Origin of the sequence: Glutamicibacter uratoxydans (genome assembly GCF_050753455.1) — a bacterium.
Taxonomy (GTDB): Bacteria; Actinomycetota; Actinomycetes; order Actinomycetales; family Micrococcaceae; genus Glutamicibacter; species Glutamicibacter uratoxydans_A.
In genome coordinates this window covers 365855-378934 of record NZ_CP192736.1, presented here as the reverse complement: position 1 = coordinate 378934, position 13080 = coordinate 365855, and the positions used below count along the sequence as shown (strand labels likewise).

The 13080-nt window shown below is 56.9% G+C and carries 12 protein-coding genes and 2 pseudogenes; 1 reads left to right on the top strand and 13 read right to left on the bottom strand.

The genetic code is table 11. The features are described from left to right. Positions 1–18: 18 nt before the first annotated feature. Positions 19–1032 carry a PDR/VanB family oxidoreductase gene (locus ACQQZ8_RS01810; RefSeq protein WP_431711045.1) on the bottom strand — a complete coding sequence of 338 codons (1014 nt, stop codon included), beginning with the start codon at positions 1030–1032 and terminating at the stop codon, positions 19–21. A gap of 40 nt (positions 1033–1072) precedes the next feature. Continuing rightward, on the bottom strand, positions 1073–2167 hold the full coding sequence (locus ACQQZ8_RS01805) for a Rieske 2Fe-2S domain-containing protein (protein ID WP_431711044.1): 1095 nt from the start codon (positions 2165–2167) through the stop codon (positions 1073–1075). Between the two features lie 166 nt (positions 2168–2333). Between ACQQZ8_RS01805 and ACQQZ8_RS01800 the strand changes: the two genes are divergently transcribed. Then, a complete protein-coding gene (locus ACQQZ8_RS01800) occupies positions 2334–2930 on the top strand; it encodes a PadR family transcriptional regulator (protein ID WP_431711043.1) in 597 nt (198 codons plus the stop codon). A gap of 80 nt (positions 2931–3010) precedes the next feature. Here ACQQZ8_RS01800 and ACQQZ8_RS01795 read toward each other — a convergent pair. The 11 genes and pseudogenes from ACQQZ8_RS01795 to ACQQZ8_RS01745 all read right to left on the bottom strand — a co-directional run. Further along, a pseudogene (locus tag ACQQZ8_RS01795) lies at positions 3011–3469 on the bottom strand (ABC transporter ATP-binding protein); the annotation flags it as partial. 31 nt (positions 3470–3500) lie between these two features. Continuing rightward, complete coding sequence (locus ACQQZ8_RS01790; protein WP_431711042.1) at positions 3501–4400, bottom strand: IS982 family transposase; 900 nt, start codon at positions 4398–4400, stop codon at positions 3501–3503. A gap of 105 nt (positions 4401–4505) precedes the next feature. After that, a pseudogene (locus ACQQZ8_RS01785) lies at positions 4506–4943 on the bottom strand (ATP-binding cassette domain-containing protein); the annotation flags it as partial. Next, positions 4933–5706 carry an ABC transporter permease gene (locus ACQQZ8_RS01780; RefSeq protein WP_431711041.1) on the bottom strand — a complete coding sequence of 258 codons (774 nt, stop codon included), beginning with the start codon at positions 5704–5706 and terminating at the stop codon, positions 4933–4935. The pseudogene ACQQZ8_RS01785 and the gene ACQQZ8_RS01780, both read right to left, overlap by 11 nt. Then, positions 5703–6539, bottom strand: coding sequence for an ABC transporter permease (locus tag ACQQZ8_RS01775; RefSeq protein ID WP_431711040.1), 837 nt, complete (start codon positions 6537–6539; stop codon positions 5703–5705). Before ACQQZ8_RS01775 ends, ACQQZ8_RS01780 begins: the two co-directional genes overlap by 4 nt. Beyond that, complete coding sequence (locus ACQQZ8_RS01770) at positions 6536–7507, bottom strand: ABC transporter substrate-binding protein (RefSeq protein ID WP_431711038.1); 972 nt, start codon at positions 7505–7507, stop codon at positions 6536–6538. Before ACQQZ8_RS01770 ends, ACQQZ8_RS01775 begins: the two co-directional genes overlap by 4 nt. Before the next feature lie 73 nt (positions 7508–7580). Further along, on the bottom strand, positions 7581–8570 hold the full coding sequence (locus ACQQZ8_RS01765; protein WP_431711037.1) for an ABC transporter substrate-binding protein: 990 nt from the start codon (positions 8568–8570) through the stop codon (positions 7581–7583). Between the two features lie 228 nt (positions 8571–8798). Further along, positions 8799–10328 (bottom strand): o-succinylbenzoate--CoA ligase, encoded by a 1530-nt coding sequence (gene menE, locus ACQQZ8_RS01760; RefSeq protein ID WP_431712111.1) that lies wholly within the window; start codon positions 10326–10328, stop codon positions 8799–8801. 157 nt (positions 10329–10485) lie between these two features. Beyond that, positions 10486–10941, bottom strand: coding sequence for a MaoC family dehydratase (locus ACQQZ8_RS01755; RefSeq protein ID WP_431711036.1), 456 nt, complete (start codon positions 10939–10941; stop codon positions 10486–10488). 63 nt (positions 10942–11004) lie between these two features. After that, positions 11005–12186: an acyl-CoA dehydrogenase family protein gene (locus ACQQZ8_RS01750; RefSeq protein ID WP_431711035.1), complete on the bottom strand. Its 1182-nt coding sequence runs from the start codon at positions 12184–12186 to the stop codon at positions 11005–11007. Continuing rightward, a complete protein-coding gene (locus ACQQZ8_RS01745; protein ID WP_431711034.1) occupies positions 12179–13075 on the bottom strand; it encodes an amidohydrolase family protein in 897 nt (298 codons plus the stop codon). The genes ACQQZ8_RS01750 and ACQQZ8_RS01745 overlap by 8 nt, the downstream gene beginning before the upstream one ends. Between the last annotated feature and the right edge of the window lie 5 nt (positions 13076–13080).

Genomic DNA, 13080 nt, shown 5'->3' with positions numbered 1-13080 from the left:
GCCACTACGCTCGGCGCGTTAGTTCGGTTCGATGGTCACCACTGCCGGAAAGCCGGAGCTTGGGGCGTCGGAGCGGAGCCCGGTGCCTGAGCTGACCACACGGGAAACACAGCAGTTCATTTTGCTGCTCTGCCGTTTTTGCCGTTCAGAATAGAACACGTCGCGGTGGTCGATGCCACCGGAAAGCTGGGTAACTCGTACCTCGCATAGGCCGCATTCGCCCTTACGGCAGTCGAACATCATCTGTGCACCGGCATCTTCCAGCGCTTCAAGCATGGAGCGGCCGGGGGGAACCGTGACTTCTAGGCCCAGCTTCGGCACCCGGACGATAAATTCTTCCGGGTCATACCACCCGCTATTGCCGAAGGTTTCATAACGTAACGCCGAAAGCTCCAGTTCGCGTTGCAACCAGTCCCGGCGCACCGTATCCATCAAACGTATCGGGCCGCACATGTACAGCTCGGTGCCATCAGTAACCCCTGCTAAGAGCTCCGGGATGTGCAACGAGCTGCCCTCATCGTCGACATGCACCTGCAAACGCTCACCATGCAGCTGCTGTAACCGCTCTAGGTAGGCCATAGCTGAACGGCTACGACCGACATACACCAGGGTGTAATTGGCCTTGAGCTTCTTTAGTACCGTGGCCATATTCAGGATCGCAGTTATCCCCACACCCCCGGCGAGGAGCACATAGCGTTCCGCGCCCACCCGTAGCGGGAAATTCTGCAAGGGTTGGGTGATGTTCAGCCGCTGTCCGATCTGCAGGTCATGCATGAATATCGAGCCCCCGCGCGAAAGTGGGGCGCGCAGCACGCTAATAACCAGCCGATTCCCATCGGCGCTGGTCTCAACCACCGAGTAGGACCGCTTGACGTCCTTACCATTGATGCTGATGATCAGATCGATATGCGATCCCGGCTCTGCGCGCTTGGGCATGTCCGGTTCCAGTTCAATGCGAAGGATTCCTTCGGCAACCTGTTCCCGGTGAACCACCGTGGCCTGTTGCCACACTTCAATATTTGTTGCCGCCATCTAAACTTGCACCGTCCTTCGTCCGCGTGATTCGGCAGTTCTACTTCGCGGCATTCTCTCGGCCCTCGGCAGCCATCATGGATACAAGAATGCGGCGTACCCACATGCCCCCGGCATCGATATTCAAGTTGTAGAACTCGTAGTCCGGGTTCGCATCAATCGCTTCCTGTTGCGCTTTAAGCATCCGCTCGTCCTCGCCAAAGACACCATGCACGCCATCGCGCAGCTGGGTAGTGATCAGCTGGCTGTCCAGTCGGTAGTTACGCATGAAGGCCCAGAAGTAATGCGAAGTGCGATCGGTTTCGGGGGTAATGGTGTTCATGACGAACCCGTTCACACCCTGGCTCCGGTCCCCCTCCGGGGCACCGGTGCCTGCCTTCGCTACTCCCACGTCGATACGAATGGTAGATGGGGCTTCGAAGTGAATGATCTGCCAACGATCGACTTTGCCCTCAAAATCCGGGAACTTATCGCGCATATTCTTGCGCCAAAACGGTGGTGGATCGATATTACGCATCCAGCGGGTGACGGTGACCTTGTTTCCATCACGTTCCGTGATGAATTCGGACTCGCTCAGTTCGTCTTGCCCAATTGAGGATGAATGAACAAATTCCTCGTGAGTCAAGTCCATGAGATTATCCAGAATCAGCTGGTAATTACATTCGGCGTGAATGGTTTGCCCGTCACCAGCCCACTGATCCGAATCCATCTGATCCATATTTGGCACGAGGTCTGGATCAGCCAGAGTAGGATCCCCCGGCCAAACCCAGATATATCGGTAACGCTCCACGACAGGGAAGGAGGGCACGGTGGCACTGGGGTTGATGGTTTCTTGTGCGGGCATGCTGATGCAACGGCCGGCTGAATTGTAAACGATTCCGTGATACGGGCACTGGATCCCATCTTTGCCAGTAGTTTTCCCTAGGGAAAGTGGCGCTAAGCGATGCCAGCAGGAGTCGGCCAAGGCTACGGCCTTGCCGTCTTCGGTACGGTACAACACCACCGGACGATTGGTGATGCGTCGTGACATCGGAGTACGCGTCACTTCATGATCCCACGCTGCCACGTACCAGGCGTTCAGTGGATGACTCAGAATCTTGGCGGTATGTGTAGTGGAAGCTGCGGTGCTTGTCATCGTGATCCTTTCACCCTGCCAGTCGGACAAGCTCATGACCCGTGGCAAGAAATGAAAAAGTGTGAAGTTCAGGAATTCAACTAACTATGAAGATAGTTAGTTGAGATACCTCTAAACTACCTATAGAGATAGTGGTTTGCAACACATTTTACGAAGGGATGTCATAGTGAGCCTACGATATGCACTCATGGCGCTACTTACCGTCGAACCGATGACGGGTTATGACCTGCATAAACAGTTCGAATCTTCGGTAGGACACGTCTGGCACGCCCCGGATTCACAAATTTATCCCGAGCTCAAACGCATGGAAGCGTCCGGCCTTCTTGAGGGCGAAGACATTCCTTGGGGTCCGCGTGGCAAGAAGCGTCAGTACCACCTCACCGATCTGGGGTTAGCTGACTTTCAGCACTGGATGGCGCAGGACTTGGAATATGCTCGAACCCGTGACCCAGCCCACCTCAAAGCGGCCTATTTGGAATGGGCCAGCCCTGACGCTGCCCGCGCTCACTTCGAAAATCATGCGGCCTACCACCGGCAGCTGCGCGACCGTTGGCTCCAGACCGTCGCAGACATCCAGCAAGGACGCAGCCCCATGCTCGCACGCCGCCTGAGCAATTCACCGGCAGAACAACATGATGCCATCATCGCTTTCAAGGCGTTTACCTATGAAGGGCTGCTAGATCGTGCTGAGGCAGAGATCAACTGGGCGCATCGCGGCCTGAAACTCATCGAGCGTCTCTATCCAGCCGGAGAAGTGCCTTAAGACTCAAAAATCTCCTGCCCGGAATCTCAGCTAAGACCCCGGGCAGGAGATTTCTTCTCTTCAGTCGCTTGTGCGAAGAGCTACTTCGGATTCGTGACCACTTGGGTGATCGCCTGATCCGGGCGGTGACCCTTCTTCGCCAACTGAATCTGCTCATAGACGTGGTGACGCAATTCGGTAAAGCGCGGCAACGACCGGGTGTTGAGCTGATCGCGCTCATCAGGAAGATCGATCACCAAATCCTCCTGAACCACAGTGGGTGAAGAGGACAGAATAATCACGCGCTCGCCGAGATACACTGATTCGTCAATATCGTGGGTGACGAACAAGACGGTCACGCCTAGTTTCTTCCACACGGTACGGATCAAATCTTCTAGGTCCGCACGGGTCTGCGCATCAACGGCTGCGAAGGGTTCATCCATCAGCAAAACCTCCGGCTGGTAAGCCACCGCGCGGGCGATCGCCACACGCTGCTGCATACCACCGGAAAGCTGCCACGGGTAGGACTTTGGCACATGGTCTAGGCCTACGGCCTCTAGATGATTAATTCCTAATGATCGCCCCGCGGATTCAGTGGTCATACGAGACCAGCGAACGCTTGCGCGGGGCGTCAATCTTCCAGTTATGCCAGATCCCGGCCGCCATGGCCAACAGCTTGCACGCTACCCGAGCCATCACCCCCTCCAGCGTGCGAGCCCCATGGCGTTCCAAACCCAGCTGCCCCTTGAGAGTGTCGAAGATCGACTCGACCCACTGGCGGATCCCGCCGAAGTCCCCGAACCGCGGTTTCTCATCCTTCCGGTCCGGTCGCAGCAAATGCGCCTTGAGGTCCTCGGTGATGAACGCTTCGAACTGCTTGCCCGCGAAGCCCTTGTCCGCCAGGATGACCTGCCCGTCACAGACCAGGTCGCTACTGGCATCGAGCATCGCGGCGATCGCTTCACGCTCGCCGATCTTCGGGTTGGCCAACCCCCAGATGACGGGCATGCCATCGGGGGTGGAGATCAGATAAAGCCTAAAGCCCCAGAAATACCGTGAATGCGATGCGCAGTACCCGTAGCCGGCCTGTCCGGCCAGGTTCGAGCGTTTCACCGTTTCGCGTGACTGGCCGCAGGGCACCGGGGTGGAATCCAGAAGGCGCAGCACGTCGTTCCAGGTGGGGACATCTTTAGCCAGGACAGTCAGGGTGTGGGAGACCAGGGGCGCGGCGGCGCGGATCCTCTTATTGTATCCGGATTGCTGGGGAATATGCGGGAACATGCCAGTCAGATGGGTGCGGGCGTAGCGGATCCACCGGGATTCGGAAGCGTCCCCGTGCAGCAAGTGCTGGGCCACGGCCAAGCAGAGCAATTCAGCGTCAGTGAGTAATTGCCGCCGTCCGCGGCATGGCCTGGTGGGCAGGGTCGGGATGACATGGTCGGTGATGAACACGTAAAGTGTTGTCAGGAGAGTGTTTAGGTTTTTGTTCACACCATAATTCTTAACACTCTCCGTCAAACGTTAAAAGGCCTCCTGACCAGATTTTTTGATCTGTTTCAGGAGGTCTTTTGTGTTGGAGTAGTTTAGGACTTACTCATCTAGGGCGTCGGCGACCAGTTTCTTCCTCTCGGCCTTCGGCACTCCGGCATTCTTCAACGGCAATTCGACATTTTCCGCGACTCGCAACCAGGGAAAGAGCGAGCGACCGTATTCCTGGAAAACTACCGCCATCTTCTTCGGTGGCCCGGTGACTTTCTGGCCATCCAGCCGCACCTCACCGCTAGTCGCTCCAAGCAAGCCAGCGATACATTTGAGCAAGGTGGTCTTACCCGAACCCGAAGGACCGACCAAGCACACCAGTTCACCGCGACCGAGGTCGAAAGTCAGATTACGGACCGCTTCAATCGGCCCGGCATCAGTCTGGTAGATCTTTTGCAGGCCACGCACCGAAAGCAGCGCCTGACCTTCCGGCAGGGTCCGACCGGCCGGGCCTTGGCCCTCAACAGCGGTACTTTTGATTGGATCAGACTGCATTTTCAACCTCTTTCAGGCCGTGGTACCAACGCAAGATCCGGCGTTCGGTCCACTGGAAAATAAAGGACATCAGCACACCGATCAGGCCAAGCACGACAATGCCGGACCACATTTCGGGTACCGCGAAGGACCGCTGGAACTGCACGATAGTGAAGCCCAGCCCCGAGGAGGAGGCGAACATTTCGGAAATCACCATCAGGATCAGGCCAATCGACAGACACTGACGCACACCGGCCATAATCGCCGGGGTGGCCGAGGGTAGCACCTGATAGCGGATGCGGGAGAACCCGGTAATCCCGTAGGAGCGACTCGTTTCATTCTGCACCGGGTCGATGGAGCGCACCCCTTCGATGGTATTGAGCAGCACCGGCCAGATAGCTCCGGAGACAATCACCGCAACCTTCATCCCGTCGTTAATGCCTACCAACAGCATCAGTACCGGAATCAACACCGGTGGTGGAAGTGCACGGAAGAATTCGAAGACCGGTTCGGTAATGGCCCGAGCGGTCCGGTTAAGACCAACCAGCAGCCCCAGCAGGATGCCGAGCACAATGGCTGCGACCACTCCCATGATCAGTCGCCACACACTAGGCAGCACGTCTGAGAAGAAGCGCTCGCCTACCCAAGTTTCAATGAAGGTGTCCACCAGTTCGGCGGGAACCGGAACGAAGAAGCTATCGGTATTCCTCGAAGCGATCCACCACCAGCCAACCAAAATGGCCGGCAGGGCCACCAAGAACCCAAAAGACTTGAGGAATTTCATACGATGACCTCCCCACGCACCGATGCGTGCCAGGATAGAACCCGTTTTTCAATGGCGCGCATCGCAATATTAATGACTACACCGATCAGCCCGGTGGCCACAATCAGTGCGTACATGCCGGCGATCGCACCACCGGATTGCGCCAACATAATTTCGTGTCCCAGTCCCGGAGAACCGATAATCAGTTCCGCGGTGATCGCCAGAATCAGCGCCACCGAGGCCCCCAAACGAATACCGGTCATCAGGTACGGGAGCATGGTTGGGAAGATGACATCGCGAACCCGTTGCACCCAGGAGAACCCGTAGGAGCGCGCGGTTTGCATGGCCATATTATCCACGTCGGCTACCCCGTAGAGCACCTGAATGAAAACCTGCCAGAAGCAGGCGTAAATGATCAGCATCAGCGAGGATTCAATCTTGGTGCCGTACATCAGCACGGCCAGGGGAATCAACGCCACCGAGGGGATCGGGCGAAGGAACTCGACCGAGGAATGAGTGAAGCGGCGCAGGAACCCGGACATCCCAATCACCAGACCCAGCACCGTGGCCAGCACGATGGCTGCACTCAGCCCGATCACCCAGGCCAGCATGGTTTCACCCACGGCCTCCCAGAAGGCGATCATCAAGAAATCGCGTCCCAGCTGGATCAGCACTTCCGAGGCCGGTGGCAGGTAGCGAGCCTGCACGAGGCCCAGAATGGGGGCCAGCTCCCAGATACCGAGAAAGATTACAATTCCCAGCAACCCCCAGACCGGCCGTGGCGCACCACGCTTTTTCTTCGCCGCGGCGCGTGCCGTTCGGCGAGTCTTTTCAGTTACTGCGGTTGCACTCATGGAAGCAGCTTGTCGAGGTCAACTGGGTTTTCGAGGGTTCCGTACTTGTGTGCGGCGTCCCCAAGCCGCTGCGCCGAATCGCGGTTAATTTCGGTCCGGAAACGTGGCAGGATCATCTCGGCGCGAACCTCGTCGCTAATCTGCGTGTAGCTACCCACAATGTCGCGAACTTCGGCTGGATTCTCCGCCGCATACTCCAAGGACTTGTTCATGGCTCGAGTGAATTTCTCAGTGGTTTCGGCGTTTTCGGTGACATTGCTGGCCGCGGTGAAGTACACAGCAACATCCAGCTCCGGATCGAACTCTGCGAAGTTTGCCGAGAGCATCTTCGCGCCTTCACTTAGAGCCAAGGATTGGAAGGGTTCCAGGATCCAGGCGGCATCGACAATGCCGTTTTCCAATGCTGCTGGCGCGTCAGGGAAAGGCACCTCGACGAATTCGATGGTCGAGGGATCCCCGCCATCACGTTCGACTAGGTCGGAGATGGTGGTGTCACCGATGTTTGAGAGGTTATTGACCGAAACCTTCTTGCCGGCCAGGTCCTTCATCGAAGAAATCGGCGAATCCTCGGTGACCATTACCGAGCCCACATCCGAGGAAGTGTCACCGGTGGTGGTGATGCCGTTGGCCACAACCTTCATGTCTAGGCCCTTGTCATTGGCCACCATGAGGGAAATCAAATTCGAAAATGCGTAATCATAGCTACCGGATTGCACGCCAGGAACAATTGCTGCGCCACCGGTCGCGGTTTCAATGGTGAGGTCAAGCCCTTCTTCCTCGAAGAATCCCTTCTCGTCGCCCAGCCAGATGGGGGCGGTGTCAACGATCGGGATCACTCCCACGGTGATCTGTTCCAGTTCGGCGTTGCCGGCCGCGGATTCATCGGAGCCACTGGGGGAACCGGAGCTACAAGCGGCGAGCGCCAAGACTGCCAAGGACGAGAGGGCCAGTTTGAGCGAGTGTTTCATGAGACTTCTCCAAATGATTTCAGTCCGGGCCGTTACCAAGGCAACGACCCGGACGGTTACAACGGCGACCGAACTAGTTGACGATCATCTCGGCAATATTTGGCGCGCTATCGATAAAGCCGAACTTCTCGGCCATAACTGCCAGCTGTTCCAGTTCCGCGGTGGGAACCTCAGCGTTCCAGGCCTCCATGACGATCGCCTGCGCTTCTTCCGGATCCATGTTGATGAAGTCCGGCAGCATGTCACGAATTACTTGGTCATCCCCATCAGTGATCGGCAGGATTTCCTGCAGCGCGGCCTGGAAGTCCGCGATTACTTCGGGGTTTTCCTCAGCGAAATCGCCGCTGGTGAAAGTCACCATGGTTGGCATGTTCGGGATTGCTTCTTGGTTCGGGTAGCCCAAGAGCTGGTTGTTTTCATCGGCCAGTGCCCGGGACATAAATGGCTCCGGTACCCAAATGGCGTCAACGTTTCCGCGATCCAACTGTGCTGGCATATCCGGGAATGGCATTTCGCTGAACTCTAGGTCTTGCGGGTTAGCTCCGTCGAGCTCGGCCGACTCCATGATCGTCAGATCCCCCTGAGTTCGCAGGGCGTTAATACTCGTGGTCTTTCCGGCCAGATCCGACCAGTTCGCAATACCCGAATCCTTGCGGACGATTACCGCGTTGGCATCTTCACCCTCGCCCTTGGAGAACGAGTAGCCAGTCACGATCTTCATATCCAAGCCACGTTCAACCGCCGTGATCACCGACAAGGGGTTACCTACTGCAAGGTGTAGTTCACCGGTAGAAACAGCCGGGAGCATCGCGGCGCCGGCGTTGGAGGTGTTAACTTCCACTTCCAGTCCGTGCTTCTCGAAGATGCCTTCGTCGATGCCATATTGAACGGCGGCTGACGGTGCGATAGGCAAGATGCCCACGACGACTTTAGTGAGTTCACCGTTTCCTTCTCCGGCTGGCGTTGAGGACTCGCCGCCCGAGGGTGACTCGGAACTGCATCCCACTAGTGTCAAAGCCAGAATTGAAGCACTGGCCAAGATTGTGGTTAGGCGCTTGGTCATATTCTCCCCTTATGTAAATACGTCCGGTGACCCTATTGCGAGTGCACCGAAGCGGTGTGATCTACCCCACACCCTAACCCTATTCGCATGATTGAATAAGTCAATAGTTGAGATTGTTACATTTGGGCTTCTTTTTTCTCACTCGATCAGGAACGTCCCTTGTCGTGAAGGGAATGCTGCGGGGTCGGTGAACACAGTGAGGACACTGCATTCACCGACCCCCAAGAGCTAGGATTGAGCTGCCCCGAACTGGTTGCGCAACTCGGCCTTGCGAATCTTTCCACTGGCGGTTCGTGGCAACGAATCGGTGAACACCGCAGTGCGGGGAATCTTATAGCGTGCCAAGCGTCCATTCAGATGATTAATCAAGGCCTCGGTGTCTAACTCCGCACCTTCTTTCAGAACCAGCACCGCCCACGGCACCTCGCCCCATTTTTCGTCGCTCACCCCGATGACCGCCACCGATTCGACCTCGGGGATCTCCATGATGGCCTGCTCAACTTCGGCCGGATAGATGTTCTCACCACCGGAAATAATCATGTCTTTCAACCGGTCGGAAATGAACAAATAGCCATCTTCGTCCAGATATCCCATGTCACCGGAGCGGAACCAGCCACCGTCATAATAGGAACTTTCGGTTGCGTCCGGTCGCTGCCAGTACTCCTTGATGACATTGGGGCCGGATATCAGGATTTCTCCCACCTCACCCGCGGGGAGATCTGCACCCAAACCATCCACAATGCGGACCGAAGTGAAAAAGTGCGGCAGGCCGGCCGAACCCATCTTCGCCCGGGTGTGCTCGGCACGTAGTGACGTGGCCCCCGGAGAGGTCTCGGTCATGCCATAACCACCGGAGAAACCCAGCCCACGGGCCTCATAGGCTTCCAGAACGCGCACCGGGACGGCTGAACCGCCACAGGTGAGCATCTTTAATGTGGAGATATCAGTTTGCGCCCACGCCGGGTCTTCGGCCAGCAGCTGATAAGTGGTGGGGACACCGGACAGCGAGGTAACGCCATGCTTTTCAATGGCCTGCAGAACTTCGGCAGGCACGAAACGTTCCTGCAGCACCAGGGTTCCGCCCTTGAGCAGCACCGGAAGCGCCCCCATCCCGAGCGAGGCAGTGTGGAACAGCGGTGCGATCAGCAATGCGACGGTCTTGCTCGTGACATCGTAATCGACCAGCACATTCAACGAGTTCCAGGTCAGATTCTGATGCGTGAGCACCGCACCCTTGGGCTTACCGGTGGTTCCGGAGGTATAGAGAATGATCGAGGCATCCTCTAAGGACACTGCGGTATCACGATAGTTCCCGCTACTGGCGTGCAAAGCCGTCTCATATTCCGAAGGCGCCTCAGGGGTATTCGAAACCGTCAGGTACTCACGTACTGACGAGTCTTGCAAAGCCAGCCGCGCTTGGTCATCCAGATTTTCCAAGCAGATCAGCATCTGGCTACCCGAGTCATTGAGCGCATAGTTCAACTCGACAGGGGCCAAACGGACATTCAACGGGACAAAGATGGCCCCGAGCATATTGCACGCAAAGAGCGTTTCTAAGAACGCCGGATGGTTTCCGCCCAAGAACGCCACCCGGGTGCCGGAAGTGACCCCGCGTTCGGCAAAGACTGCGGCTAGCCGGTCGATACGGGTGGCCAGCTGGGCGTAGCTGAGCTGGTAGTCGTCGAGAATGAGCGCGATATCAGCGCCGGACTTCACTCGACGTTTATGAATCCAACTACCAAGTCCTTTATTAAGCATCATTCTTCCCTATGAGTGTCTGCCTCAGTGTCTCGGCAGGAGGTGTACAAGCTAGTGAATTGCGGCGCAATGAGTTTCGGCTTCGCTGATGCCCGGTGCGGGCCGAAAACCGGTAGCGATCCGGGCGAATCACTACCGGTGACAAGCACCTTGATGGTTAGGCGTAGAAACGGTATAGCCCACGCGAAACCACGGCAGGCTTCGGCGCATCTTGGACTTCGACAACCTGGTCAACGGCAATCTGATAACCGCCAGGAACCTCAGTAACTTCGGCAATGGCGGCCTTCATACGGATCTTCGCGCCGACGGGAACCGGGGAAGGGAAACGAACTTTTTCCAGCCCATAGTTCACCTTGGTACTCACCCCGGTCACATCGAAGAGCTCAGTCCAGAAAGCAATTTGCAGGCTCAAGGTCAAGTAGCCATGCGCAATCGGCCCACCAAATGGTCCTTCCTTAGCTTTCTCCGGATCGGTGTGGATCCACTGGTGGTCATCGGTGGCGTCAGCGAAAATGTTGACCTGTTCCTGAGTCACCTCACGGTACTCGCTGTAGCCCAGATCGGTCCCGGCGGCGTTGGCCAATTCTTCGTAGCTGATCAAGGTCTTTGCCATGGTGTGCTCCTTAGGTAGACGTGCGTTAGTTTGGGTAAAAATCTCTGGGGTTCCAGTTCCGGCTTAGCGGAAGGCCCCGATTCCGGTGACGGCCCGACCGATAATCAACGAATTGATCTCGTGGGTTCCTTCGTAGGAATAAATTGCTTCGGCATCCGCGTGATAACGGGCCACGTCGGTCTCCAGCAGGATTCCGTTGCCGCCACAGACCTCGCGAGCCAATGCGGCAGTTTCCCGCAGCATCCGGGCCGTGAACATCTTGGCCATGGCCGAATTCTCGTCCTTGTAAATCCCGGCGTCCTGTTGCTGGGTTAGCCGGACCACCATACTCAGCGAGGCCGTGACGTTGGCGAGCATATGGGCCAGCTTTTCTTGAATTAGCTGGAATGCTGCCAACGGCTGTCCGAATTGCTGACGCTCGGTCACGTATTTCAGTGCCGCTTCATAAGCTCCAGCTGCCACACCGGTGGCGATCCAGGCGACGTCTGAGCGCATATTGCGCAGGCAAGCGGCCACATCGGCGAAGCTGTTGATCCGCCCGAGGCGCGCGGTTTCCGGAACCCAGACTTCCTCCAGGGCAATATCCGCGTTCTGCATGATGCGCAGGCTGGTTTTGCCGTGAATTTTTGTGATCTGAACGCCGGGGGCATCGGTGGGAACTAGGAAGCATTTAACCTTTTGGTCTTCGCTGCTGCGGGCGAAGATTGCCAAGGTATCGGCTTGAGCTGCTCCACCGATCCAACGTTTGGACCCGTTGATAATCCAGCCGGACTGCCCCTCACGTTCCTCGGTGCGAGCGCTGGTGGCCAATCCCCCAGCGATGTCCGATCCATGTTCGGCTTCGGTGAGTGCGAAGACACCCTTGTACTGGTAGGAAGTGATCAAAGGTTCGAGCTTCGCCACCTGCTCCTCGGTCCCGCCCAAGTTCACGGTGGTCCTAAACAGTCCGGACTGCGCGTTATAGAAGGTCACCACCGAGGCATCAACCCGGGCCAACTCAAAGTTGCGGAACCCGGCGTACAGCCCCGAAGGCTGCTCACCGTTGAGTTCCGGCGGGGTCATCAAATCCGCGTCGATCAGTGGCTGGATGATCTGCGTGGGGAATTCCGCACGCTCCCAGTAGTCATTGACTAGTGGCCGCACATGCTCATCGAGCACCTTGCGCAGCCGGCCCAGCGCTTGCTGTTCACCACTGGAAAGCAGATCCCAGTTACCGTAGAGATCGCTAAGGGGTTTCTCAGTCACCGACACTCACTCCTAGAACTTTCAAGGCGTTAGCTTTGAGAATCTTGGGACGTACCTCGTCACGCAGTGGCAGCTGCGCAAAGGCGTCGAACCACTTGCTCGGTGTGATCAAAGGGAAGTCAGTCCCGAAAAGCACCTTGGAGGAGAGCACATTGTTGCTAAGTCTCACCAAGGATTCCGGGAAGTACTTCGGGCTCCAGCCTGACAAGTCGATAAACACGTTGGCCTTATGGGTGGCGATCGAGTTAGCGGTGTCCTGCCACGGCACCGAAGGGTGGGCCATGATGATCGTCAGCTGCGGGAAGTCAGCGGCCACGTCATCGAGCAGCAGCGGGTTAGAGTAACGTAGCTTGATGCCGCGTCCTCCGGGCAGTCCGGCACCCATACCGTTTTGTCCGGTATGGAAAATGGCTGGCAACCCGAGTTCCTGCAGCACCTCCCACAACGGATAGTAAATTTCATCCGAAGGATCGAACCCTTGCACTGAGGGATGGAATTTGAAGCCACGTACCCCCAGCTCAGTGGCCTGATAGCGGGCATCGTCCAGCGCAGCCTGACCGCGTCGCGGATCTACCGATCCGAAAGGCAGCAACACATCATTGTTCCGGGCACAGCCAGCCACCAGATCCTCGATGGAATTTGGGTCGTGGCCCAGTGCGGTGCGTGCATCCACGGTAAAGACCACGGCCGCCAAGTTCAGCTCGCGGTAAACCTCGGCGATCCGGTCGATCGAAGGGGTGCGCTCTTCGGATTTGAAGTATTTGGCCGAGGCTTCAAAGAATTCCTCGGGCATCGCTTTGTGGCCGCACTCATCGACTTCCAAATGCACGTGCATATCGATGGCGTCGATCTTCTCGAAGTCGATGCCTAGTTCATAGCGTGTGCTCATAATCG